Origin of the sequence: Pseudomonas chlororaphis subsp. chlororaphis (assembly GCF_003945765.1) — a bacterium.
In the GTDB taxonomy this organism is placed as follows: domain Bacteria; phylum Pseudomonadota; class Gammaproteobacteria; order Pseudomonadales; family Pseudomonadaceae; genus Aquipseudomonas; species Aquipseudomonas chlororaphis.
In genome coordinates this window covers 2,072,004-2,097,302 of sequence record NZ_CP027712.1, presented here as the reverse complement: position 1 = coordinate 2,097,302, position 25,299 = coordinate 2,072,004, and the positions used below count along the sequence as shown (strand labels likewise).

At 62.0% G+C, this 25,299-nt stretch carries 22 protein-coding genes; 7 read left to right on the top strand and 15 right to left on the bottom strand.

Going from position 1 to position 25,299, the window contains the following annotated elements; genetic code table 11:
* Nucleotides 1-2 precede the first annotated feature (2 nt).
* Nucleotides 3-764 (top strand): uroporphyrinogen-III C-methyltransferase, encoded by a 762-nt coding sequence (gene cobA / locus C4K27_RS09600; protein WP_053260261.1) that lies wholly within the window; start codon nucleotides 3-5, stop codon nucleotides 762-764.
* Nucleotides 765-841: 77 nt separating this feature from the next.
* On the opposite strand, the gene C4K27_RS09595 is transcribed toward cobA, so the two are convergent.
* The 8 genes from C4K27_RS09595 to ppsA all read right to left on the bottom strand — a co-directional run bounded on the left by C4K27_RS09595 (nucleotide 842) and on the right by ppsA (nucleotide 8,978).
* Nucleotides 842-1,828 carry an OmpA family protein gene (locus C4K27_RS09595; protein ID WP_007927525.1) on the bottom strand — a complete coding sequence of 329 codons (987 nt, stop codon included), beginning with the start codon at nucleotides 1,826-1,828 and terminating at the stop codon, nucleotides 842-844.
* Nucleotides 1,829-1,935: 107 nt separating this feature from the next.
* The gene (sigX, locus tag C4K27_RS09590; protein WP_009042922.1) at nucleotides 1,936-2,526 is read right to left on the bottom strand and encodes an RNA polymerase sigma factor SigX; all 591 of its coding nucleotides are present in this window, start codon (nucleotides 2,524-2,526) and stop codon (nucleotides 1,936-1,938) included.
* Nucleotides 2,527-2,614: 88 nt separating this feature from the next.
* Nucleotides 2,615-3,439: a mechanosensitive ion channel family protein gene (locus tag C4K27_RS09585; protein WP_053260260.1), complete on the bottom strand. Its 825-nt coding sequence runs from the start codon at nucleotides 3,437-3,439 to the stop codon at nucleotides 2,615-2,617.
* A 2-nt stretch (nucleotides 3,440-3,441) separates the two neighbouring features.
* Nucleotides 3,442-3,687: a hypothetical protein gene (locus C4K27_RS09580; protein ID WP_007927518.1), complete on the bottom strand. Its 246-nt coding sequence runs from the start codon at nucleotides 3,685-3,687 to the stop codon at nucleotides 3,442-3,444.
* A gap of 63 nt (nucleotides 3,688-3,750) precedes the next feature.
* Complete coding sequence (locus C4K27_RS09575; RefSeq protein ID WP_009042920.1) at nucleotides 3,751-4,746, bottom strand: divalent cation transporter CmaX; 996 nt, start codon at nucleotides 4,744-4,746, stop codon at nucleotides 3,751-3,753.
* Nucleotides 4,747-4,771: 25 nt separating this feature from the next.
* Nucleotides 4,772-5,263 (bottom strand): ribonuclease E activity regulator RraA, encoded by a 492-nt coding sequence (gene rraA / locus C4K27_RS09570; protein ID WP_007927511.1) that lies wholly within the window; start codon nucleotides 5,261-5,263, stop codon nucleotides 4,772-4,774.
* A gap of 249 nt (nucleotides 5,264-5,512) precedes the next feature.
* The gene (locus tag C4K27_RS09565; protein WP_007927509.1) at nucleotides 5,513-6,502 is read right to left on the bottom strand and encodes an alpha/beta fold hydrolase; all 990 of its coding nucleotides are present in this window, start codon (nucleotides 6,500-6,502) and stop codon (nucleotides 5,513-5,515) included.
* Nucleotides 6,503-6,602: 100 nt separating this feature from the next.
* Entirely contained in the window at nucleotides 6,603-8,978 is a 2,376-nt protein-coding gene (gene ppsA / locus C4K27_RS09560; RefSeq protein ID WP_053260259.1) for a phosphoenolpyruvate synthase, read from the bottom strand.
* A 174-nt stretch (nucleotides 8,979-9,152) separates the two neighbouring features.
* On the opposite strand from ppsA, the gene ppsR reads away from it, so the two are divergent.
* The gene (gene ppsR / locus C4K27_RS09555) at nucleotides 9,153-9,971 is read left to right on the top strand and encodes a posphoenolpyruvate synthetase regulatory kinase/phosphorylase PpsR (RefSeq protein ID WP_007927505.1); all 819 of its coding nucleotides are present in this window, start codon (nucleotides 9,153-9,155) and stop codon (nucleotides 9,969-9,971) included.
* A gap of 122 nt (nucleotides 9,972-10,093) precedes the next feature.
* On the opposite strand, the gene prpD is transcribed toward ppsR, so the two are convergent.
* The 6 genes from prpD to C4K27_RS09525 all read right to left on the bottom strand — a co-directional run bounded on the left by prpD (nucleotide 10,094) and on the right by C4K27_RS09525 (nucleotide 18,635).
* A complete protein-coding gene (gene prpD / locus C4K27_RS09550; protein ID WP_053260258.1) occupies nucleotides 10,094-11,578 on the bottom strand; it encodes a 2-methylcitrate dehydratase in 1,485 nt (494 codons plus the stop codon).
* Between the two features lie 181 nt (nucleotides 11,579-11,759).
* A complete protein-coding gene (prpF, locus tag C4K27_RS09545; RefSeq protein WP_053260257.1) occupies nucleotides 11,760-12,950 on the bottom strand; it encodes a 2-methylaconitate cis-trans isomerase PrpF in 1,191 nt (396 codons plus the stop codon).
* 61 nt (nucleotides 12,951-13,011) lie between these two features.
* Nucleotides 13,012-15,606 (bottom strand): Fe/S-dependent 2-methylisocitrate dehydratase AcnD, encoded by a 2,595-nt coding sequence (gene acnD / locus C4K27_RS09540; RefSeq protein ID WP_053260256.1) that lies wholly within the window; start codon nucleotides 15,604-15,606, stop codon nucleotides 13,012-13,014.
* Between the two features lie 102 nt (nucleotides 15,607-15,708).
* Entirely contained in the window at nucleotides 15,709-16,836 is a 1,128-nt protein-coding gene (gene prpC, locus C4K27_RS09535; protein WP_053260255.1) for a bifunctional 2-methylcitrate synthase/citrate synthase, read from the bottom strand.
* Nucleotides 16,837-17,031: 195 nt separating this feature from the next.
* A complete protein-coding gene (prpB, locus tag C4K27_RS09530) occupies nucleotides 17,032-17,928 on the bottom strand; it encodes a methylisocitrate lyase (protein ID WP_009042912.1) in 897 nt (298 codons plus the stop codon).
* 11 nt (nucleotides 17,929-17,939) lie between these two features.
* Nucleotides 17,940-18,635 (bottom strand): GntR family transcriptional regulator, encoded by a 696-nt coding sequence (locus tag C4K27_RS09525; RefSeq protein ID WP_053260254.1) that lies wholly within the window; start codon nucleotides 18,633-18,635, stop codon nucleotides 17,940-17,942.
* A gap of 269 nt (nucleotides 18,636-18,904) precedes the next feature.
* Between C4K27_RS09525 and rloA the strand changes: the two genes are divergently transcribed.
* From rloA to pabB, 4 genes are all read left to right on the top strand, one after another.
* Entirely contained in the window at nucleotides 18,905-19,447 is a 543-nt protein-coding gene (gene rloA, locus C4K27_RS09520) for a retropepsin-like aspartic peptidase RloA (RefSeq protein ID WP_007930640.1), read from the top strand.
* Between the two features lie 5 nt (nucleotides 19,448-19,452).
* The gene (gene rloB / locus C4K27_RS09515) at nucleotides 19,453-20,985 is read left to right on the top strand and encodes an osmotic stress tolerance membrane protein RloB (RefSeq protein ID WP_007930639.1); all 1,533 of its coding nucleotides are present in this window, start codon (nucleotides 19,453-19,455) and stop codon (nucleotides 20,983-20,985) included.
* Nucleotides 20,985-21,971 (top strand): alpha-L-glutamate ligase-like protein, encoded by a 987-nt coding sequence (locus C4K27_RS09510; RefSeq protein ID WP_007930638.1) that lies wholly within the window; start codon nucleotides 20,985-20,987, stop codon nucleotides 21,969-21,971. Before rloB ends, C4K27_RS09510 begins: the two co-directional genes overlap by 1 nt.
* Nucleotides 21,972-22,214: 243 nt before the next feature.
* Nucleotides 22,215-23,558, top strand: coding sequence for an aminodeoxychorismate synthase component I (pabB, locus tag C4K27_RS09505; protein WP_053260253.1), 1,344 nt, complete (start codon nucleotides 22,215-22,217; stop codon nucleotides 23,556-23,558).
* Nucleotides 23,559-23,677: 119 nt separating this feature from the next.
* On the opposite strand, the gene thrH is transcribed toward pabB, so the two are convergent.
* On the bottom strand, nucleotides 23,678-24,295 hold the full coding sequence (thrH, locus tag C4K27_RS09500) for a bifunctional phosphoserine phosphatase/homoserine phosphotransferase ThrH (protein WP_053260252.1): 618 nt from the start codon (nucleotides 24,293-24,295) through the stop codon (nucleotides 23,678-23,680).
* Between the two features lie 169 nt (nucleotides 24,296-24,464).
* Here thrH and C4K27_RS09495 point away from each other — a divergent pair, with 169 nt between their 5' ends.
* Nucleotides 24,465-25,199 carry a phosphoadenylyl-sulfate reductase gene (locus C4K27_RS09495; protein WP_053260251.1) on the top strand — a complete coding sequence of 245 codons (735 nt, stop codon included), beginning with the start codon at nucleotides 24,465-24,467 and terminating at the stop codon, nucleotides 25,197-25,199.
* The last annotated feature ends 100 nt before the right edge of the window (nucleotides 25,200-25,299 follow it).

The window sequence follows — 25,299 nt, the reverse complement described above, 5'->3', positions numbered from 1 at the left end:
ACATGAGCGCAAAAGTCTGGCTGGTGGGTGCGGGCCCTGGCGATCCTGAACTGCTGACCCTCAAGGCCGCGCGTGCCCTGGGCGAGGCGGATGTGGTGCTGATCGACGATCTGGTGAATCCGGCGGTGCTGGAGCACTGCCCCCGGGCACGGGTTATTGCCGTGGGTAAACGCGGAGGCTGTCGTTCGACGCCCCAGGCGTTCATTCATCGGCTGATGCTGCGCTACGCCCGGCATGGCAAGTGCGTGGTACGCCTCAAGGGCGGCGATCCGTGCATCTTCGGCCGTGGCGGTGAAGAAGCGCAGTGGCTGCAGGAACGTGGCGTCGAGGTGGAACTGGTGAACGGCATCACGGCCGGCCTGGCGGGCGCTACCCAGTGCGGTATCCCGCTGACCCTGCGCGGTGTCGCCCGTGGCGTCACCCTGCTGACGGCCCATACCCAGGACGACAGCAGCCTGAACTGGCAAGCCCTGGCGCAAAGCGGTACGACGCTGGTGATCTATATGGGGGTGGCAAAACTGGGCGAGATCCGTGAACAGCTGATCGCTGGCGGCCTGGCACCGCATACCCCGGTGGCCATGATTGAAAACGCATCCCTACCCGAGCAACGGCTGTGTCGGAGCGATCTGCACGCCATGCCGGACGATGCCCATGCCTTCCAGCTGAAAAGCCCGGCCATCCTGGTCGTCGGCGAAGTGGCCGCTTGCGGTGCACAACTGCCCGCCCTTTCCGAAGCGGCCCTGGCGGCGGCATTCTCGGCCTGACTCCAGGCGCTTTCATCAAATCGCGGACAAAGAAAAACCCGGCCTAGGCCGGGTTTTTCAAAGCTGCAAGCTACAGATTACTGAGCTTGTTGAGCTTGTGCTTCAACCTGCGCTTCTACGCGACGGTTTACAGCGCGGCCAGCTTCAGTTGCGTTGTCAGCAACTGGGCGGGACTCACCGTAACCAACGGATTGAACGCGGCTCGACTCAACACCGTACTGGCTGGTCAGAACTTGCTTAACGGCGTTTGCACGACGCTCAGACAGTTTCTGGTTGTAAGCGTCAGGACCGACGGAGTCAGTGTGACCTTCAACAACGGTGGTGGTTTGTGGGTACTGCTTCATGAAGTCAGCGAGGTTCTTGATGTCAGCGTAGCTGTTAGGCTTAACGACCGACTTGTCGAAGTCGAACTTCACGTCCAGCTCAACACGAACAACTTCAGCAACCGGAGCTTCTGGTTCTGGAGTTGGCTCTGGAACTGGAGCAGGAGCTGGAGCAACCTTGCCAGCGTTGCCGCCGAAGTTCACACCCAGACCAACCAGAGCGGAGTAGTCCCACTTGCCGTTGTCCATTGCGTAGTCGGCTTCAACGCCGGCACGAGCGAACAGGTTGTCGGTGAAGTAGTACTTAACACCGGTACCGATGATAGCCAGGGTCGACTGGTCGCGACCGCTGTGGCCGTCAGCCAGGACGTTGGTACGGCTCTGGTGACCGAAACCACCGGAAACGTATGGACGCAGGGAGTCCACGCCAGCTTGACCGAAGTGGTAGGTAGCCAGCAGGCTGCCGGTGTCACCTTTGATCTTCTGGTTGCCAGTGCCGTCGTTCGAACGGGTGTGGTTGGTTTTGTCGTAGTTCAGGTCCAACGACAGGTCATCGGTCAGGAAGTAGCCGATACGAGCGCCTGGGTTGAAGCCGTCTTCGATGTGCTTAACGCTGTCGTTGTACTGTTTTTTGTAAAACAGTTCACCCTCGACCGCGCCTTGGCCTTGCGCCAGAACGCCGAACGAAGTCACGGCAACAATAGAACCAATGGCAATGCCCAAGGTGTTTTTCAGTTTCATCCGTTAAATCCCCATCTGGTGATTGTAAAGCAGTCCCACATACCGGGGGACAACTCGGCGGTAAGTCTATCAGAACTTACCTAGACGTAAGAGATATTTGCGCCGAACTAAGTTTCAGCAATGCCTGCAAATTTCTCACGCAATTTATCAAGCGCACGCTTGTACCGCATTTTCGTAGCACTCAACCCCATGTGCATGATGTCTGCAATCTCCTGGAACTCCAGTTCTGCGACGAATCGTAGCACCAGAATCTCCCGATCGATCGGGTTCACATGCACCAACCAGCGGTCAAGTCCGCCCTTTTCCTCAGGTTTCGGCGCCTTATCTTCAGACGCTTCCTCGAGGGGATCAAGACTTAACGCATCCATCAAGCGACGTTTCCGCCGTTCTTTCCGATACTGCGTGATGCATTCGTTGTACGTGATGCTATAGAGCCATGTCTTGAACTTCGATTTCCCCTCGAAGTTCTTGAGGCCATACAGCACCTTCAACATCACCTCCTGACAGACATCGTCAGCATCACGATCGTTCCCTAAATAACGAGCACAAACGTTGAAGAGGGTTCGCTGATAGCGTCGCATCAACTCTTCATACGCACGCGTTACGTGAAACAGCTCCGTGTGCGAGCGCGCAACCAGCTCCTCGTCAGAGAGCTCACGGGGGTCATAGCGCGTGGATAGCGATTGGGCTTTATTCAAAACGAGTCGGGCCGACAGTCAGGTCAATGTCCACCGCAGCCCAGACACGGGCATTTTGCGGCGGCATACATTAGCAGGGTTTGCCGGGTTAGCGGCTACTTACATGCTGCTCCAGCAGGATCCGATTGGAGAGCGAGACCAGCTCGCCCTCATCGGTCAGCAGTGTAGTCTTAACCGTGCCGATCTCCTCGATCTGCCCTTCGACCTCGCCAACTCGCACTTGTTGCCCAACCTGATACAACTCACGCACATAGATTCCCGCAAGAATCTGACCGGCAATATCCCGGCTTCCCAACCCCATGGCCAAGGCAACAGCCAGACCAACGGTAATCAAAACGATCACGATCACATGGTTGAGCAGGTCGGTTTTGACCTCCAACTGACTGATCGCAACGGAAATACTGATGATGATCACCAGGCCCTGGGCGATTCGTCCCAGGCCACTGGCGTAATCCAGACCGACCCCTTCGGCCGCTCCGCGCACCAGCCCATTGGCCAATTGCGCCAGCAATACCCCCACCAACAGCACCAGCGCGGCCCCGAAAACCTTCGGTAAATACAACGCCAGCATGTCGAGCGTAGCCGAAACCCGCTCCAGGCCAAGGGATTCTGCAGCAGAAACCAGAAAAATCAGTAATACGAACCAATACACGATTTTACCGATCAAGGTAGAAATCGGTACCTGCAAGCCCGCGCGGGACAGCAGTTTGGTCAAACCGGTACCGCCCATCAAACGGTCCAGGCCCAGTTTGGCGAGCAATTTGGAAAGCAGGGTATCAAGCAGTTTGGCAACCACAAAACCCAGCAGCAGCACGACCAGCGCGCCAAACAGATTGGGAATGAAGTTCGCTACCTTGGTCCACAACGCAGTCATCGCAGTGACGAGGCTCTGAGTCCAGAGATCAAGTTCCATATTCAATCAGCCTTATCAGCAGTGCGAGCAGTAGGTTTACGACGGGAAACCGGCGAGATATGGGCCGATCCGTTATTCAAAGCAATCATCAGCGCCGGCAACCAGCGGCCGAGCAGGCTGAACAGATCGCCCGCCCCCACCTGCCGGTTGGCGGTTTTCAGTACGCGGCCCAGGCACGCATCGTCGTCCCGGGTGGACGGTGTGGCCTTGAGCATGTCACGCAACGACTGTTCAAACGGATCGTGCATACGCACCTCTCGATATGTCAGTGAAAGACGCGATCAAAATTCCCTGGGTCACATAGTTCATGATCAGACCCAGCGCAAACGTCGGAATAGCCACCACTGTCCCAGCGCGACCAGCGCCATCAACAGGCAGGCCACCAGAAACCCATAGGGGCTGTTGGAAAGCGGAATGCCTCCGACGTTGATCCCCAGCAAGCCGGCCAGAAAACTCATCGGCAGAAAGATCCCGGTGATGATCCCGAAACGAAACATGATGCGGTTCATGCGCACGCTCAGGCGCCGGTCTTCGGCCTCCAGCACAAGCCCCACGCGCTCTCGGGTCAATTCGAGCTCTTCCAGGTAGCGGGTCAGGCTGTTGTTCAATTCGTTCCAGTAATCGCCATCGTCATCGGCGAACCAAGGCAGCCTGATGCGGCTGAGCTGACCGAAAATATCCCGCTGCGGAGCGAGGAAACGCTTGAGTCCGGCAGCCCGTCGACGAATCTGCAGAATGTTGCTGTGCTCGGGGGTATACCGTTCGTCGGCATCCAGTTTTTCCTCCTCAGCATCGACCACTTCCGACAGGTCGCTGACCAGGTCCTGCACTTTATGGGTCAGGTACTCAGCCATATAAAGGATGAGTTCGGAGGCGGTTTTCGGTCCCTTGCCTTCGCCCAGCTGCACCAGCAGCTCATCGGTCGCGCGCAATGGCCGCAGGCGCAGGGAGATCACTCGCTGGGCCGAACCGAAGATGCGTACCGAAACCATGTCCTCCGGCTCGGCGCCGGGGTTGAGGTTGATGCCGCGTAAAAACAGCAAGAACTCGGAATCCGGCAGCGCCAACAGGCGCGGCCGGGTATTTTCTTCGAGTAAAAGGTCACAGCTGAACTCACTCAGACCGCTGGATTTACGCAGCCAGGTCTGGGTTTGCGGATGGCTGCGATCCCAATGCAGCCAGAGGCTCTCATGGGCTTGCAGCTGCAAGTCGTCCAGTTCAGTTCGGGCAATCGCACGCGCACCACCTTTACCGTCCAGCACCAGGGCATGAACCAGCCCCCATTGCGCGTTGTCTTCCTCGAACATCCTCATCCCTTGCCTGGTCGACTGCTTATTCGGGCATTTTCAGCGGGCTTGGCGAAACGATCACGCCATTGTTGTCGGCATAGACATATTCGCCCGGACGGAAAGTCACCCCGGCAAAAGTCACCACCACGTTGAGATCGCCAATGCCGCGCTTGTCGGTTTTCATCGGGTGACTGGCCAGCGCCTGAACGCCCAGGTCGGTTTGCGCGATGACATCGACATCACGGATGCAACCGTAGATCACCAGCCCTTCCCAACCGTTCTTCGCCGCCTTCTCGGCCAGCATATCGCCCAGCAGCGCACGGCGCAGGGAGCCGCCACCGTCGACCACCAGCACCTTGCCGTGGCCCTTGAGCTCGACCTGTTCCTTGACCAGCGAGTTGTCTTCGAAGCATTTGATGGTCACGATTTCGCCGCCAAAGGAGTCGCGGCCACCGAAATTGCTGAACATCGGTTCAACCACCTGTACCAGATCCGGGTAGGCGTCGCACAGGTCGGGAGTGAGGTAATGATTCATCGAGAAACTCCTGTAATGGAAAGAACACGTCGCGGTGTCGGAATTCGCAGGGTTCATGCTGAGTGATACGAGGGCAGACGGAGAATGTTTAACATTTCAGCTAGCCCTCACCATACGCCAATTTCAGCAGGCTCGGCGGCACGAACAGAATGCTTGACCGGCGACCGAATGTGACCGGAACCGCTCAACGCGTCATATCTTAGCCGCAAGCGCATCGAAACGAAATGCTCTTGCCAGAGCCTTCTGAACTCAGCTGGCGGCAGCCAGTTCGGTGCCCGACGCCAACAACGGGCTCTGCTGATCCTTCAACCAACGCGCGACCAAAGGCCAGACTTCAGCCTGGGCCGCTTTGCTCACCAGCATCTCCACATGGCCGAAATTGCCGCTGAACCCTTGTTCGCGCCCCAGGCAGACAAACTGCTTATGCTCGGAACTCAACTGGTCAAACAGCTTGCGACAAGCCCAGGTCGGATCCTGATGATCCCCGGCCGCGCTCACCGCCAATACCGGCAGCGAAACGTCGGACAAGCCGGCCCACCAGTCCTTCTGCCCATCGCCGAAACGCCCGAACAGCCCGTACCAGCGCATGCCTTCCAGGGCCAGGCCAATGGGCTCGTCCTCGGGACCGCGCTTGAGTCGCGAGCCGGACAACTGGGCAAAACGCTTGAGAATGAATCGACCGCCCCACTCCACCGCCGGGATTTTCAATGGCCAATAGGTGCGACTGACCTGACAGCCGAACAGCGCCGCCGACGCCACTGCCGGCTCTCCCAGGTACTGGCCGCCCAGGGCCGCCGCCAGGGTAATGCCGCCCAGGGAATGCCCAATCCAGTGCGGAACCTGGCCGCTTTGTTCCCGCACGAAGGCGCCGATGGCGGGCAGATCGTATTGCGCATAGTCGGCGACGCGATTCTTGCGGTAGTCGGCATTGCGTCGCGACAGGCCGTGACCGCGCATCTCGGGGATCCATACATCGAAGCCCATGCGCGCCAGATACGCGCCCAGGCCGATGCCCTTGGGCGAATACCAGAAACGCCGATTGGAGAAGCTGCCGTGCAGCAGGATCACCGGGACACCGCGGGATTCGGGCTCGTCCGCCATCCCCAGGCGGGTGACAGCCAGTTCGACCGTGGCGTCCGGGCTGTTGCCGGGCTTCAGGCGGTAGACGTCTTCACTCAGGTCGCCTCGACGTTCGGCACTGATCAAGGCGACGGGAAACAGGTTGCTGCTGCTTTGCATAATACTCTTGCACAAAAAAGGGCGGCTTCCAGATGGAGCCCGCCCTACTTGAATCTCAAAGCCCCGGCCAACCCGAAGGCTGGCCGGGGCTTCATTCCGCTTAGACCGCACCCTGCCCCTCGGCCAGGAAGAACCAGGTTTCCAGTACGGAATCCGGGTTCAGCGAGACACTCTCGATGCCCTGTTCCATCAGCCACTTGGCCAGGTCCGGATGGTCGGACGGGCCCTGCCCGCAAATACCGATGTATTTGCCGGCCTTGTTGCAGGCGGCGATGGCGTTGGCCAGCAGTTTCTTGACCGCCGGATTACGCTCGTCGAACAGGTGCGCGATGATGCCCGAATCGCGGTCTAGGCCCAGGGTCAGCTGGGTCAGGTCATTGGAGCCGATGGAGAAGCCGTCGAAGAACTCGAGGAACTCTTCGGCCAGGATCGCGTTGGAAGGTAGCTCGCACATCATGATCACGCGCAGGCCGTTTTCACCGCGCTTGAGGCCGTTTTCAGCCAGCAGATCCACCACCTGGCTGGCTTCGCCCAGGGTGCGGACGAACGGCACCATGATCTCGACGTTGGTCAGGCCCATGTCGTTACGCACGCGCTTGAGGGCGCGGCATTCGAGCTCGAAGCAGTCACGGAAGGCTTCGCTGATGTAACGCGAAGCACCGCGGAAGCCCAGCATCGGGTTTTCTTCTTCCGGCTCGTAGAGCTTGCCGCCGATCAGGTTGGCGTATTCGTTGGACTTGAAGTCCGACAGGCGCACGATGACCTTTTTCGGCCAGAACGCCGCAGCCAGGGTGCTGATGCCTTCAACCAGCTTGTCGACGTAAAAACCGACCGGATCGTTATAGCCAGCGATGCGCTTGTCGACGCTGTCCTTGATTTCATGGGGCAGGCCGGCGTAGTTCAGCAGCGCCTTGGGGTGCACGCCGATCATGCGGTTGATGATGAACTCCAGGCGGGCCAGGCCCACACCGGCGTTCGGCAACTGGGCGAAGTCGAAGGCGCGGTCCGGGTTGCCGACGTTCATCATGATCTTGAACGGCAGCTCCGGCATGGCGTCGACGGAGTTTTTCTTCACGTCGAAGCCCAGCTCGCCTTCGAAGATGAAACCGGTGTCGCCTTCAGCGCAGGACACGGTCACGCCCTGGCCGTCCTTCAACAGTTCGGTGGCATTGCCGCAACCGACAACCGCTGGAATCCCCAGCTCGCGCGCAATGATCGCGGCGTGGCAGGTACGGCCGCCACGGTTGGTGACGATGGCGCTGGCGCGCTTCATCACCGGTTCCCAGTCCGGGTCGGTCATGTCGGATACCAGCACGTCGCCGGCCTGGACCTTATCCATCTCCGACACGTCCTTGATGATCCGCACCTTGCCGGCGCCGATGCGCTGGCCGATGGCGCGACCTTCCACCAGCACGGTGCCGGTTTCCTTCAACAGGTAACGTTCCATGACGTTGGCCTGGGTGCGGCTCTTCACGGTTTCCGGACGGGCCTGGACGATGTACAGCTTGCCGTCGTCGCCGTCTTTGGCCCATTCGATGTCCATCGGGCACTTGTAGTGCTTCTCGATGATCATCGCCTGCTTGGCCAGCTCGCTGACTTCGGCGTCGGTCAGGCAGAAACGGGCGCGATCGGCCTTGTCGACGTCGACGGTCTTGACCGAGCGACCGGCCTTGGCTTCGTCGCCGTAGATCATCTTGATCGCCTTGCTGCCCAGGTTGCGGCGCAGGATGGCTGGGCGACCGGCTTGCAGGGTGCCCTTGTGGACGTAGAACTCGTCCGGGTTCACCGCACCTTGAACGACGGTTTCACCCAGGCCGTAGGCGCCGGTGATGAACACCACGTCACGGAAGCCCGACTCGGTGTCTAGGGTGAACATCACGCCGGCGGTACCGGTTTCCGAACGCACCATGCGCTGCACGCCGGCAGACAGGGCGACCAGCTTGTGGTCGAAGCCCTGGTGTACGCGGTAGGAAATGGCGCGGTCGTTGAACAGGGAAGCGAAGACTTCCTTGGCAGCGCGAATGACGTTCTCGACGCCACGGATATTGAGGAAGGTTTCCTGCTGGCCGGCGAAGGAAGCGTCCGGCAGGTCTTCGGCGGTGGCCGAGGAGCGCACGGCCACGGCCATGTCAGGGTTGCCCGCGGACAGCTTGGCGAACGCGGTGCGGATTTCGCTATTCAGTTGCTCGGGGAACTCGGCGTCCATGATCCATTGACGGATCTGCGCGCCGGTCTTGGCCAGGGCATTCACGTCATCGACGTCCAGGGCGTCGAGCGCGGCGTGGATCTGGTCGTTAAGACCGCTCAATTCGAGAAAATCACGATAGGCCTGGGCCGTCGTGGCAAAGCCTCCAGGGACGGATACACCGGCGCCTGCAAGGTTACTGATCATCTCGCCCAGGGATGCGTTCTTGCCCCCCACATGCTCTACATCATGGACGCCGAGCTTATCGAGGGAAACTACGTACTCTACCAAGGTGATCTCTCCACTAACTGTGTTGGAAAAGCTCAGAAGCCGGCTGCTCGGGGGAGCGCTTGCCAGCTGTATGGCCTGGACCTGGAAAATAAGTGAGAATGCGGGCCATTGGAGGCCGGCAAATCGCGCCTATCATATCCAAGATTCGTCACTAGCTTAAGGCCCAAGGTGCAAATGAAACGATCTGCTTTCTTTATCTCCGACGGTACCGGCATCACCGCTGAAACCCTCGGCCAGAGCCTCCTGGCGCAGTTCGAAAACATTACCTTCAGCAAAATCACGCGGCCGTATATCGACAGCGTAGATAAAGCGCGGGCCATGGTACAACAAATCAACATCGCCGCCGAAAAGGACGGATTTCGCCCGATTATCTTCGACACCATCGTCAATCAGGACATCCGTGAGATCCTCGCGACGTCCAATGGTTTCATGATCGACATCTTCTCGACCTTCCTCGCCCCCCTGGAGCTGGAGTTGAGCGAGCACTCGTCGTATTCGGTCGGCAAGTCCCACTCCATTGGCGGCAACTCCAACTATATGGAGCGGATCGAGGCGGTGAACTTCGCCCTCGACAACGACGACGGCGCCCGCACCCACTACTACGACAAGGCCGACCTGATCCTGGTCGGCGTGTCGCGCTGCGGCAAGACCCCGACCTGCCTGTACATGGCCATGCAGTTCGGGATCCGCGCCGCCAACTACCCGCTGACCGAAGACGACATGGAACGCCTGCAGCTGCCGACGGCCCTGCGCGCGCACCAGCACAAGCTGTTCGGCCTGACCATCGACCCCGACCGGCTTACCGCCATCCGCAACGAGCGCAAGCCCAACAGCCGTTATTCGAGCTACGCCCAGTGCGAGTTCGAAGTGCGCGAGGTGGAAAACCTGTTCCGCCGCGAGAACATTCCGCACATCAATTCCACCCATTTCTCGGTGGAAGAGATCTCGGCGAAGATCCTCGTGGAAAAAGGCGTCGAGCGGCGCTTCAAGTAGCGTTATCTGACCAATAGAAGGCTATCGCGAGCAATCGAGCGTCGACCGGCCGCTCCTACATGGCTTACAAGATCTTGTAGGAGCGAGCTTGCTCGCGATCGGACCAACGGTCCGCCCTGCTCTCAAATCACCAACAGGTCCACGAACCGGTGCACCGCCGTGGCTTCCAGCTGTGCCTGGTCCTTGCACAGGGCAAAGATCTGCGCCGAACGCTGGGCGGTGAAGCGGGTGGCCAGGTTGGCCTTGAACTTGTCTTCCAGCAGCGCAATGCCTTCGGCGCGACGCCGGCGATGGCCAATCGGGTATTCCACTACCACCTGCTCGGTGCTCGAGCCATCCTTGAAAAACACTTGTAGCGCATTGGCGATGGAGCGCTTGTCGGCCTCCAGGTACTCGCGGGTGTAGCGCGGTTCTTCGACTATCTGCATCTTCTCGCGCAACTGATCGATGATCGGGTGGGCGGCATGGAAGCTGTCTTCATAGTGCTCGGCCACCAGGTTGCCGAACGCCAGCGGCACGGCGGTCATGTACTGGATGCAGTGGTCGCGGTCGGCGGCGTTGGCCAGTGGGCCCACCTTGGAAATGATGCGGATCGCCGATTCGTGGGTGGTGATGACGATCCTGTCGATCTCGTGCAGGCGATTGCGCACCAGCGGGTGCAGGGTCACCGCCGCCTCGCAGGCGGTCTGCGCATGGAACTCGGCCGGGAAGCTGATCTTGAACAGAACGTTTTCCATCACATAGCTGCCGTACTGCTGCGACAGGCTGAAACGGCGCTGGTCTTCGGGCTTGAGCGCCAGGTCCTTGTTGGTGTGGCTGAACAGCACGTCGTAGAAGCCCCACTGCGGCGCGCTCAGCACTCCCGGGATGCCCATCTCGCCACGCAGGGCGATATCCGCCAGGCGCACGCCACGGCTGGTGGCATCCCCCGCCGCCCAGGATTTGCGCGAACCGGCGTTCGGCGCATGGCGATAGGTACGCAGCGCCTGGCCATCGACAAAGGCATGGGACAGCGCCGCCAGCAACTGCTCGCGGTTGGCCCCCATCAACTTGGCGGTGACCGCGGTCGAGGCGACTTTCACCAGCAGCACATGGTCGAGGCCGACCCGGTTGAAGGAGTTTTCCAGGGCAATCACCCCCTGGATCTCATGGGCCATGATCACGGCCTCGAGCACCGCGCGCATGGTCAGCGGCGCTTCGCCATTGGCCACACGCTTTTGCGACAGGTGATCGGCCACGGCGAGGATGCCACCGAGGTTGTCGGAAGGATGGCCCCACTCGGCGGCGAGCCAGGTGTCGTTGTAATCCAGCCAACGGACAATGCAGCCGATATCCCAGGCCGCCTTGACCGGGTCCAGGCGCAAGCGGGTGCCCGGCACCCGCGCGCCAAACGGCACGACCGTGCCCTCCACTATCGGCCCCAGGTGCTTGGTGCACTCGGGAAAGCGCAGGGCCAGCAAGCCACAGCCGAGGGTGTCCATCAGGCAGTTGCGGGCGGTATCCAGAGCCTCGCGGGACTCGATCCGATAGTTCAGAACGTAGTCGGCGATGTCCTGCAGGACCTGGTCGTAATCGGGGCGTTCGTTCAGATCAACGTTGGCGCTCATGGGCAGTTCACTCCATCAAGGGTTGGGTTGCATCCTCAAGGTCAGGCTGATCGGGTTATTTTTTTATTCACCCCATTGTAGGAGCGAGCTTGCTCGCGATGACGGATGGACTGTCGGCATCGATGTCGACCGTGGTATCGCTATCGCGAGCAAGCTCGCTCCTACAGGGGCCGTTTATGATTTAGAACGCGTCGCCGGGCACACGTACCCAGCCTTCCATCAAGACCCGCGCGCTACGACTCATGATGGCCTTGGTCACGCTCCATTCGCCGTTGTCCTGCACGGCTTCGGCACCGACGCGCAGGGTTCCCGACGGGTGGCCGAAGCGCACCGCGCTGCGCTCTCCGCCGCCGGCCGCCAGGTTGACCAGGGTCCCGGGGATCGCCGCCGCCGTGCCAATCGCCACCGCGGCGGTGCCCATCATCGCGTGGTGCAGCTTGCCCATGGACAGCGCGCGTACCAGCAGATCGACATCCGCGGCCTGCACCGCCTTGCCACTGGAAGCCTGGTAGCCCGCGGGCGGCGCGACAAAGGCGACCTTGGGCGTGTGCTGACGCTTGGCCGCTTCATCCAGATTCTGGATCAGCCCCATGCGCAGCGCGCCGTGGGCGCGGATGGTCTCGAACATCGCCAGCGCCTTGGGATCGCCGTTGATATCGCCCTGCAGCTCGGTACCGCTGTAGCCGATGTCGCGGGCGTTGATGAAAATCGTCGGGATCCCGGCATTGATCATGGTGGCCTGGAAAGTCCCGACACCCGGCACCTCCAGGTCGTCCACCAGGTTGCCGGTGGGGAACATCGAACCGCCGGCGCCCTCTTCCTCGGCCGCCGGGTCAAGGAACTCCAACTGCACTTCGGCCGCCGGGAAAGTCACCCCGTCCAGCTCGAAATCGCCGGTTTCCTGGACCGCGCCGTTGGTCATCGGCACATGGGCGATGATGGTCTTGCCGATATTGGCCTGCCAGATGCGCACCACGGCCACGCCGTTCTGCGCAATGCGCTCGGCATCCACCAGGCCGCTGCTGATGGCGAAGGAACCGACCGCCGCCGACAGGTTGCCGCAGTTGCCGCTCCAGTCGACGAAAGGTTTGTCGATGGACACCTGGCCGAACAGGTAATCCACGTCGTGGCCGGGCTTGATGCTTTTCGACAGGATCACCGTCTTGCTGGTGCTGGACGTGGCGCCGCCCATGCCGTCGATCTGCTTGTCGTACGGGTCGGGGCTGCCGATCACCCGCAACAGCAACGCATCGCGGGCCGCGCCCGGCAGCTGCGCCGCCTCGGGCAGGTCCTGCAGGCTGAAGAACACACCCTTGCTGGTGCCACCCCGCATGTAGGTGGCGGGAATCTTGATTTGCGCTACGAAAGCCATGAGTTCTCGGTCCTGATAAAGACCGAGGGCGGCGCCTTGCGGCCCGCCCCCGGTACGTCACTTAACTGGCGACAGCCGATTCGAGGAAGTCCTGGGCAAAGCGCTGCAACACGCCGCCCGCTTCGTAGATCGACACCTCTTCGGCGGTGTCGAGCCGGCAGGTCACCGGCACCTCGATGCGCTCGCCGTTCTTGCGCTGGATCACCAGGGTCAATGTCGCGCGCGGCTTGCGCTCGCCCACCACGTCGAAGGTTTCGGTGCCGTCGATGCCCAGGGTCTTGCGGTCGGTGCCCGGCTTGAACTCCAGCGGCAGCACGCCCATGCCCACCAGGTTGGTGCGGTGGATGCGCTCGAAGCCTTCGGCGGCGATGGCTTCCACCCCGGCCAGGCGCACGCCCTTGGCCGCCCAGTCACGGGACGAACCCTGGCCGTAGTCGGCGCCGGCGATGATGATCAGCGGCTGCTTGCGCTGCATATAGGTCTCGATGGCTTCCCACATCCGGGTGACCTGGCCTTCCGGCTCGATCCGCGCCAGCGAACCCTGCTTGACCTTGCCGCCTTCCTGGACCATTTCGTTGAACAGTTTCGGGTTGGCGAAGGTCGCGCGTTGCGCGGTCAGGTGGTCGCCCCGGTGGGTCGCGTAAGAGTTGAAGTCCTCTTCCGGCAGGCCCATTTTCGCCAGGTACTCGCCGGCCGCGCTGTCGAGCATGATGGCGTTGGACGGCGACAGGTGATCGGTGGTGATGTTGTCCGGCAGCACCGCCAGCGGGCGCATCCCGGTCAGGCTGCGCGCCCCGGCCAGGGCGCCTTCCCAGTACGGCGGACGGCGGATGTAAGTGCTCATCTCACGCCAGTCGTACAACGGCTCGACCTTGGGCCCGGTGTCTTCGTGAATGGCGAACATCGGGATGTACACCTTGCGGAACTGCTCGGGTTTCACCGAAGCCTTGACCACCGCATCGATCTCTTCGTCGCTCGGCCAGATGTCCTTGAGGCGGATTTCCTTGCCGTTGGCGTCCAGGCCCAGCACGTCCTTCTCGATGTCGAAACGGATGGTCCCGGCAATCGCATAGGCCACCACCAGCGGCGGCGATGCGAGGAACGCCTGCTTGGCGTAGGGATGGATGCGCCCGTCGAAGTTGCGGTTGCCCGAAAGCACCGCGGTGGCATACAGGTCGCGGTCGATGATCTCTTTCTGGATCACCGGGTCCAGCGCGCCGGACATGCCGTTACAGGTGGTGCAGGCGAAGGCTACGACGCCAAAGCCCAATTGCTCCAGCTCACTGGTCAGGCCCGCTTCGTCCAGGTACATGGCCACGGTCTTGGAACCCGGCGCCAGCGACGACTTGACCCAGGGTTTGCGGGTCAGGCCGAGCCTGTTGGCGTTGCGCGCCAGCAGGCCGGCGGCGATCACGTTGCGCGGGTTGCTGGTATTGGTGCAACTGGTGATGGCCGCGATGATCACCGCGCCATCGGGCATTTGCCCCGGCACTTCTTCCCACTGGCCGGCGATGCCCTTGGCCGCCAGGTCGCTGGTCGCCACCCGGGCGTGGGGGTTGCTCGGGCCCGCCATGTTGCGCACCACCGAGGACAGGTCGAACTGCAAGCCGCGCTCGTACTGCGCGTTCTTCAGGCTGTCGGCCCACAGGCCGGCCTGTTTGGCATAGGTCTCGACCAGTTGTACTTGCTCGTCTTCACGACCAGTGAGCTTGAGGTAGTCGATGGTCTGCTGGTCGATGTAGAACATCGCCGCGGTGGCGCCGTATTCCGGGGCCATGTTGGAGATGGTCGCGCGGTCGCCCAGGGTCAGCGCCGCGGCGCCCTCGCCGAAGAACTCCAGGTAGGCGCCCACTACCTTCTGCTTGCGCAGGAATTCGGTCAGCGCCAGCACCATATCGGTGGCGGTGATGCCCGGTTGCAGCTTGCCGGTCAGCTCGACGCCGACGATTTCCGGCAGGCGCATCCAGGACGCCCGACCGAGCATCACGCTTTCGGCTTCCAGGCCGCCGACGCCGATGGCGATCACGCCCAGGGCATCCACGTGCGGGGTGTGGCTGTCGGTGCCGACGCAGGTATCGGGAAAGGCCACGCCATCGCGCGCCTGGATCACCGGGGACATTTTCTCCAGGTTGATCTGGTGCATGATGCCGTTGCCCGGCGGGATCACGTCGACGTTCTTGAAGGCCTTCTTGGTCCAGTTGATGAAGTGGAAACGGTCTTCGTTGCGCCGGTCTTCCACCGCGCGGTTCTTGGCGAACGCATCCGGGTCGAAGCCGCCGCACTCCACCGCCAGCGAGTGGTCGACGATCAACTGGGTCGGCACCACCGGGTTGACCTGGGCCGGGTCGCCGCCCTGGTCGGCGATGGCATCGCGCAGGCCGGCCAGGTCCACCAGGGCGGTCTGGCCAAGTATGTCGTGGCACACCACGCGGGCCGGAAACCACGGGAAGTCGAGGTCGCGCTTGCGCTCGATCAGTTGCTTCAGGGAAGCGCTCAGGGTCGCCGGATCGCAGCGCCGCACCAGGTTTTCCGCGAGCACGCGCGAGGTGTACGGCAGGCTGTCGTAGGCGCCGGGCTGGATCGCCTCGACAGCCGTGCGGGTGTCGAAGTAGTCCAGTCGGGTACCGGGTAACGGTTTACGAAATTCAGTGTTCATCGTCAGGACTCGGTCACGGTGATTGCAAAAGGTGGGGCTGGCACCGGCACTGAACCGCCCTCCTGCGGGGCTTCGGGTTCAGCCAGTGACGGCAGCCACCGGTCAGCGACGTTCGATTGGCACGAACTTGCGCTGTTCAACGCCGACGTACTCGGCGCTTGGACGGATGATGCGGTTGTTGGCGCGCTGTTCGAACACGTGGGCGGCCCAGCCGGTCAGGCGCGAGCAGACGAAGATCGGGGTGAACAGCTTGGTCGGGATGCCCATGAAGTGGTACGCCGAGGCATGGTAGAAGTCGGCGTTGGGGAACAGCTTCTTCTGCTCCCACATGGTCTTGTCGATGGCTTCGGAAACCGGGAACAACACCTTGTCGCCCACCTCAATGGCGAGCTTTTTCGACCAGCCCTTGATCACCTCGTTGCGCGGGTCGTTGTCTTTGTAGATCGCGTGGCCGAAGCCCATGATCTTGTCCTTACGCTCGAGCATGCCGAGGGTGCCCTTGATCGCCTCTTCCGGCGAAGCAAAGCGCTCGATCATCTCCATCGCCGCCTCGTTGGCGCCGCCGTGCAGCGGGCCACGCAGGGAACCAATGGCCGCGGTGACACAGGAGTACAAGTCCGACAGGGTCGAGGCACAGACCCGGGCAGTGAAGGTCGAGGCGTTGAATTCGTGCTCGGCGTAGAGGATCAGCGACACGTTCATCACCTTGGTGTGCAGCTCGCTCGGCTTCTTGCCGTGCAGCAAGTGCAGGAAGTGGCTGCCGATGCACGGCTCGTCGGTCACGCAATCGATGCGTTTGCCGTCGTGGCTGAAGCGGTACCAGTAACACATGATCGCCGGGAACGCGGCCAGCAGGCGGTCGGTGACGTCACGTTGCCGGGAGAAGTCCTGTTCCGGCTCGATATTGCCGAGGAACGAACAACCGGTGCGCATCACATCCATCGGATGGGCGTCGGCCGGGATGCGTTCCAGCACTTCTTTCAGCGCCTGCGGCAGGTCGCGCAGCTTGCTCAGCTTCCGGGTGTAGGCGTCCAGTTGCGCCTGGGTCGGCAGCTCGCCGTACAGCAGCAGGTAGGCCACTTCCTCGAACTGCGCGTCGGCCGCCAGTTCGCGTACGTCGTAACCCCGGTAGGTCAGCCCGGCACCGGCCTGGCCCACGGTCGACAAGGCAGTCTGTCCGGCCACCTGGCCACGCAGGCCAGCGCCACTCAATACTTTTGCTTCGGCCATTGCTCTCTCCAATCTTGAATTTGTTAGGGAATCGGCAAATCGTCAAAACCAATACTGCTTTATGTAGCCGCTGCCGCAGGCTGCGACAGGACCGAAGGTCCTCCTGCGTCGAGAAGAGCGCCGCGGCGTGCCTGCCGATCGCAGCCTGCGGCAGCGGCTACAGGTTTTGCATCAGTAGTCGAGCCGTGCTCGGCATCAACCCTTCTTCTGGGCGAACAGCGCATCGAGCTTCTGCTCGAAGGTGTGGTAGTCGATGCGGTCGTACAGTTCCATGCGGGTCTGCATGGTGTCGATCACGTTCTGCTGGGTGCCATCGCGACGGATCGCGGTGTAGACGTTCTCCGCCGCCTTGTTCATGGCGCGGAACGCCGACAGCGGGTACAGCACCAGGGAAACATCCACGGATTTCAGTTGCTCGGTGGTGTACAGCGGCGTGGCGCCGAACTCGGTGATGTTGGCCAGGATCGGCGCTTTCACCCGGCTGGCGAAGATCTTGTACATCTCCAGCTCAGTGATGGCTTCCGGGAACACCATGTCGGCGCCGGCTTCGATGCAGGCGGCGGCGCGATCCAGGGCCGACTCCAGCCCCTCCACCGCCAGGGCGTCGGTGCGGGCCATGATCACGAAGCTGTCGTCGGTGCGGGCATCCACCGCGGCCTTGATGCGGTCGACCATTTCCTGCTGGGAAACGATCTCCTTGTTCGGACGGTGGCCGCAGCGCTTGGCGCCGACCTGGTCCTCGATGTGAATCGCCGCCGCGCCGAACTTGATCATCGACTTGACGGTGCGCGCCACGTTGAACGCCGACGAACCGAAACCGGTGTCCACGTCCACCAGCAACGGCAGGTCGCAGACGTCGGTGATGCGGCGCACGTCGGTCAGCACGTCGTCCAGCCCGGTGATGCCCAGGTCCGGCACGCCGAGGGAGCCGGCCGCCACCCCGCCACCGGACAGGTAGATCGCCTTGAACCCGGCGCGCTTGGCCAGCAGCGCATGGTTGGCATTGATGGCGCCGACCACCTGCAACGGTCGTTCGCTGGCGACCGCATCGCGAAAGCGCTGGCCTGGAGTGCTCTTGTTGTTGGAACTCATGACTCACCTCTCTAGGGCGCGCACTCTGGAAAGTGACGGGCAATGTTGCGTTTGGAAGCACCGATGTGACGGCGCATCAACAACTCGGCCAGTTCGCCGTCGCGATCGGCAATGGCATCGAGAATCCGGTGGTGCTCGGCGAACGCCTGGTGCGGGCGATTGGGCGTGGCGGAAAACTGGATGCGGTACATGCGCACCAGTTGGTACAGCTCGCCGCAGAGCATCTGCGTGAGGGTGCGGTTGCCCGCGCCCTGGATGATCCGGTAATGGAAGTCGAAATCGCCTTCCTGCTGGTAGTAGCCGACCCCGGCCTGGAACGCCGCGTCGCGCTCGTGGGTATCGAGGACCCGGCGCAGCTCGTCGATTTCCTCGTTGGTCATGCGCTCGGCGGCCAGGCGGCAGGCCATGCCTTCCAGGGATTCGCGGATTTCATAGAGCTCGATCAGCTCGGCGTGGCTCAGGGATACCACCCGCGCCCCGACATGGGGCACCCGCACCAGCAGGCGCTGGCCTTCCAGACGGTGGATCGCCTCGCGCAAGGGGCCACGGCTGATGCCGTAGGTGCGCGCCAGTTCCGGCTCGGAAATCTTGCTGCCCGGGGCGATCTCGCCCTTGACGATGGCCGCCTGAATGCGTCTGAAGACGTTTTCGGACAAGGTTTCCGAATCGTCCTGCGTCACGGCGGGGGGATCGAGCTGATCCAACATATTGTCGACACCTTGAAAATCAATGCGACAAAAACTAGCCAATACAACCGATACAGTCAAAGGAAAAATAGATATTGTCGACAATCGTCTAATAACCCTTTGCACCAAACCGGCACAAAAGCCCCCGCCCCGCCGCTGGCGCCATAAAACCAGCATGCTAGAATGCCGCCCGCATTTGCCTGTCACATTAATAAGGCAGCACACGAGGGAGCTTGCGCAGCAATGCCAGTCGCCTTGAACTGAAGAACCCATGCAACGCACCAGGATCTATGAGACTCAAGGCCTTCTCCATACTGTTCTGCCTGCTCGGCCTGCCGGGCCTGAGTGCCGCCGCCGGCAAGACCGTTTACGGTCTGAATGAATACGCCAGACTGTCCGGGATCGACCTGGAAGTCGCCGCCAAGCTCGACACCGGCGCCAAGACCGCCTCCCTCAGCGCCCGCGATATCAAGCGCTTCAAGCGCAATGGTGAGTCCTGGGTACGCTTTTACCTGGCCATCGACGCCGCCCATTCCCACCCCATCGAACGTCCGCTGGCCCGCGTCAGCAAGATCAAGCGCCGCGCCGGCGACTATGACCCCGATGAGGAAAACAACAAGAAGTACACCGCGCGCCCGGTCATCGAGCTGGATATCTGCATGGGCGGTGCCCTGCGCAGCATAGAAGTGAACTTGACCGACCGCAGTGCATTCCAATACCCGCTCTTGATCGGTTCCGAAGCGCTCAAGCGCTTCGATGCACTGGTCGACCCCAGTCTTAAATACGCTGCTGGCAAACCTGCCTGCGCCACCGACGCTCATACCGCAGAGTAATTCCAATGCGCTCTCTTACCCTCCATCTGAAAATCCTGATCGCCATCCTGGTGGTGCTGGGCATTTCGATCACGGCCTATCAGATTTTCGTGCTCGGCATCCCGGTGACCGAAGACGCCACCGACGACCTGTGGAATATCGACGCCAAGGTCGAGTTCGTCGCCAACGCCAAGGACCCGATCAAGATCCAGATGTTCGTGCCGCCGCTGAGCCGCGACTATGTCAGCCTGAACGAGAGCTTCATCTCCAATAATTACGGGGTGGCGGTGAACCGCGTCGACGGCAACCGCAAGGTGACTTGGTCGGCCCGCCGCGCCAAGGGCAACCAGACCCTCTACTACCGCCTGGTGCTGACCAAGCGCTACACCGCGGAAAAAGCCAAGATCAAGGGCCCGACCTTCCGCGACAGCATCGCCGTCGAAGGCCCGGAAAAGATCGCCGCCGAAGCCCTGCTCGCGCCGATCCGCCAGCACTCGGCCGACGTCGAGACCTTCATCAGCGAAGCCATCAAGCGGGTCAACAACAGCAGCGACGACAACGCCAAGATGCTCCTGGCGGGCGATCCGTCGCCGGCGAACAAAGCCAAGATCGTCGACCTGCTGCTGTCCATCGCCCACGTGCCGATGGAAAAGGTCCACACCATTCGCCTGGTGGCCGACCAGCCGCAGGCCCCGGAACTGTGGCTGCGCAGCTTCAACGGTACCGACTGGCTGTACTTCAACCCGGAAACCGGCGAACAAGGCCTGCCCAGCGACCGCCTGTTGTGGTGGATCGGTGACGACAGCCTGATCACCGTCGATGGCGGCAAGAAAGCCACCGTCACCTTCAGCCTGAACAACAGCGAAATGAACGCCATTCGCCTGGCCAAGCTGACCGACGAGAACACCGACGCCAACTTCCTCGAATACTCGCTGTACGGCCTGCCGCTGCAGACCCAGCAGACCTTCATGATCATGGTGATGATCCCGATCGGCGTGCTGGTGATCCTGGTGCTGCGCAACCTGATCGGCCTGCAGACCCTGGGTACCTTCACCCCGGTGCTGATCGCCCTGGCCTTCCGCGAAACCCAGCTGGGCTTCGGCATCGTGCTGTTCACGGTGATCACCGCGCTCGGGCTGTCGCTCAGGTCCTACCTGGAACACCTGAAGCTGCAGATGCTGCCGCGGCTGTCGGTGGTGCTGACCTTCGTCGTGGTGCTGATCGCCGCCATCAGCCTGTTCAGCCACAAGCTCGGCCTGGAACGCGGCCTGTCGGTGGCCCTGTTCCCGATGGTGATCCTGACCATGACCATCGAACGCCTATCGATCACCTGGGAAGAACGGGGCGCCGGCCATGCGATGAAAGTCGCCATCGGCACGCTGTTCGCCGCCTCCCTGGCGCACCTGATCATGAGCGTGCCGGAGCTGGTCTACTTCGTCTTCACCTTCCCGGCGATGCTGCTGATCCTGGTGGGCTTCATGCTGGCGATGGGTCGCTACCGCGGCTACCGCCTGACCGAGCTGATCCGTTTCAAAGCCTTCGTCAAGGCTGATTCGTAATGTTCGGCCTGTGGAAGACCTGGAAGGCCCTGGAAGCCCGGGGCATCATGGGGATCAATCGGCGTAACGCGGACTACGTGCTCAAGTACAACAAGCGCAGCCTGTACCCGATCGTCGACGACAAGATCATCACCAAGGAACGCGCGATCAAGGCCGGCATCCATGTGCCGGAACTGTACGGCGTGATCTCCACCGAGAAGGAAATCGACAAGCTCGACGAGATCATCGGCGGGCGCAACGACTTCGTGATCAAGCCGGCGCAAGGCGCCGGCGGCGACGGCATCATCGTGATCGCCGACCGTTTCGAGGGTCGCTACCGCACGGTATCGGGCAAGATCATCAGTCATGAAGAAATCGAGCACCACATCTCCAGCATCCTCACCGGCCTCTATTCCCTGGGCGGCCACCGTGACCGGGCGCTGATCGAATACCGGGTGACCCCGGACCAGATCTTCAAGAGCATCAGCTACGAAGGCGTGCCGGACATCCGCATCATCGTGCTCATGGGCTACCCGGTGATGGCCATGCTGCGCCTGCCGACCCGCCAGTCCGGCGGCAAGGCCAACCTGCACCAGGGCGCCATCGGCGTCGGTGTCGACCTGGCTACCGGCTTGACCCTGCGCGGCACCTGGCTGAACAACATCATCGCCAAGCACCCGGACACCACCAATGCGGTGGACGGCGTGCAACTGCCCTACTGGGACGGTTTCATGAAGCTGGCGGCCGGCTGCTACGAGCTGTGCGGCCTGGGCTACATCGGGGTGGACATGGTGCTGGACCAGGAAAAGGGCCCGTTGATCCTCGAGCTCAACGCCCGCCCCGGCCTGAACATCCAGATCGCCAACGACTGCGGCCTGACCCAGCGCACCCACGCGGTCGAAGCCCACCTGGCAGAACTGAAAGCCCGCGGCATCAGCGAAACCGTCGAGCAGCGCGTGCAGTTTGCCCAGGACCTGTTCGGCCATATCCCGGCGGTGGAAGGCTGAACCACAGCAACGGAAAACCCTGTAGCCGCTGCCGCAGGCTGCGCCCGACCGCGAAGCGGGCGCCGCTTTCGGCATCGCTGAGGGCCCTCGGTCCTTTCGCAGCCTTCGGCAGCGGCTACAGGGTATGCGGCGAGGCGGGCAATGCGTCGTAAACCGGGCAATCCCCGACATCCCCACTAGGAGCAAATCCCTGGGGGGACTACAATCGCCAGCCGCGCTCCTCCGATGGCTGATCCGCCCCGCATGTCGACCTGTTCCGTACATCCGCTGCCCTATCGCACCAACCCCGCCGAGTATTTCGCGGCGATCCGCCATGCCCCTGGCGCCGTCCTGCTCGACAGCGGCCGGCCCAGTGCCGAGCGCGGCCGCTATGACCTGCTCAGCGCCTGGCCACGGACGCAGTTGGCCGTCCTCAAGGACGAAAGCGGCGAAGATTTCCTGCAACGCCTGCGGCTCAACCTGGACCAATTGGGCCAGGCGGCGATCCCGGCGCCTTACCAGTTGCCTTTCGCCGGCGGACTGATCGGCTACCTCAGCTACGACTTCGGACGCCATCTGGAACGCCTGCCCAGCCAGGCCCTGGATGACCTGCAACTGCCCGATGCACGCTTCGGCCTCTACGACTGGGCGCTGATCAGCGACCATCAGCAGAGCACCAGCCAACTGGTGTTCCACCCCGCGCTTGCCGCCAGCGAACGCCAGCGCCTGATCGCCCTGTTCGGCCAGGCGCCGGCCAGCACCCACGACAGCTTCAAGCTCAGCGGGCCGATGCTGCCTGACCTCAGCGCTGCGCAGTACCAACAGGCGTTCGAGCGCATCCAGGCGTACATCCAGGCCGGCGACTGCTATCAGGTCAACTTCGCCCAGCGCTTTCGCGCGCCCTGCGCTGGCGATCCGTGGGTTGCCTACTGCGCGCTGCGGGCGGCCTGCCCGACGCCTTTTTCCGGGTTCCAGAGCCTGCCGGAAGGTGGCACGGTGCTGAGCCTGTCGCCGGAGCGCTTCGTGCGGATCAGTGAGCGACAGGTGGAAACCCGGCCGATCAAGGGCACCCGTCCGCGCGGCCAGGATGCCGCCGAAGACGCGGCGAACGCCGCCGAGCTGCTGGCCAGCCCCAAGGACCGCGCGGAAAACCTGATGATCGTCGACCTGCTGCGCAACGACCTGGGCCGTACCTGCCGCATCGGCTCGGTGCGGGTACCGGAGCTGTTCAGCCTGGAGAGTTACCCCAACGTGCACCACCTGGTGAGTAGCGTCACCGGCGAACTGGCGGACGACAAGGACGCCCTGGACCTGATCGCCGGCAGCTTCCCCGGCGGCTCGATCACCGGCGCGCCGAAGATCCGCGCGATGCAGATCATCGACGAGCTGGAACCGACCCGGCGCGGGCTGTATTGCGGTTCGTTGCTGTACCTGGACGTGCGTGGCGAGATGGACAGCTCGATCGCCATCCGCAGCCTGCTGGTCAAGGATGGGCAAATCTGCTGCTGGGGCGGTGGCGGGATTGTCGCGGACTCGGACTGGCAGGCCGAGTACCAGGAGTCCATCACCAAGGTGAAGGTCCTGCTGGAGACCTTGCAGAACCTCTGATCATGCCCCTGTAGCCGCTGCCGAAGGCTGCGATAGGGCCGCAGGCCCTTCAGCGTTGGGGAAGACGCCGCGGCCGTACCGGCCGATTGCAGCCTTCGGCAGCGGCTACAGGTACAGCGTTACAAGCTCAATTCGCGCTTCGACGCCTTGAGGAATTCCTGCTTCAGCTCGGCAAAGCTGTGCACCGCCGGGAACTGCGGGAACTCGCGAATCACGTTGTCCGGGGCATGGAACAGAATGCCGGCATCGGCCTCGCCGAGCATGCTGGTGTCGTTGTACGAATCCCCCGCCGCGATCACCCGGTAATACAGGCTCTTGAAGGCCAGCACCGACTGGCGCTTGGGGTCTTTCTGGCGCAGCTGGTAACCGGTCACCCGGCCGCTGTCGTCGGTGACCAGGCGGTGGCACAGCAGCGTGGGAAAGCCCAGCTGGCGCATCAGCGGCTGGGAAAACTCATAGAAGGTGTCGGACAGAATCACCACCTGGAAACGCTCGCGCAGCCAGTCGACGAACTCGATGGCACCGTCCAGCGGCTTGAGGGTGGCGATCACCTCCTGAATGTCCGACAGCTTCAGGCCGTGCTCGTCGAGAATCCGCAGGCGCTGCTTCATCAGCACGTCGTAATCGGGGATATCCCGGGTGGTCGCCTTGAGGGATTCAATCCCGGTTTTTTCGGCAAAGGCGATCCAGATTTCCGGGACCAGTACACCTTCCAGGTCGAGACAGGCAATTTCCACAGGACACTCCCATTTGTATTGGTTATTCGAGCGAGCAAAAGGACTGCCGAACTCTAGCGATTCGACCTGGCCCACGCAACGCGAGGAGCGCGCCAGCCGGGGGCGGATTTTGTTACCATCGCCAGTATCTAGAGCGCTCAGCGCCACCGACCTGTAGGAAACCGCCCTGATGAGCCCATCGTTCAATGTCGCTGAACTCGCCGCGACCTATGCCCAAAAATCCGCCCAGGACATTCTCAAACTGGCCTTTGCCGAGTTTGGCGATGACCTGTGGATCTCTTTCAGTGGTGCCGAGGATGTGGTGCTGGTGGACATGGCCTGGAAGCTGAACAAGAACGTCAAGGTGTTCAGCCTCGACACCGGGCGCCTGCACCCGGAAACCTACCGCTTCATCGAGCAGGTACGCGAGCACTACAAGATCGACATCGACGTGGTTTCGCCGGACCACGCCAAGCTCGAGCCCTTCGTCAAGGAGAAAGGCCTGTTCAGCTTCTACAAGGACGGCCACGGCGAGTGCTGCGGCATCCGCAAGATCGAACCGCTGCGCCGCAAGCTGTCCACCGTCAGCGCCTGGGCCACCGGCCAGCGCCGCGACCAGAGCCCGGGTACCCGCAGCCAGGTGGCGGTACTGGAGATCGACAGCGCCTTCTCCACCCCGGAACGCACCCTGTACAAGTTCAACCCGCTGGCGCAGATGACCAGCGAAGAGATCTGGGGGTACATCCGCATGCTCGAGCTGCCGTACAACAGCCTGCACGAACGCGGCTTCATCAGCATCGGCTGCGAGCCTTGCACCCGCCCTGTGCTGCCGAACCAGCATGAGCGCGAAGGCCGCTGGTGGTGGGAAGAAGCCACGCAGAAGGAATGTGGCCTGCACGCCGGCAATATCATCAGCAAGGGCTAAAGCCCCAATTCCTCTTTCTTCTGTAGGAACGAAGCTTGCTCGCGAGACGGTGTATCTGACACACCGCTTCGCGAGCAAGCTTCGCTCCTGCAGAAGCCCC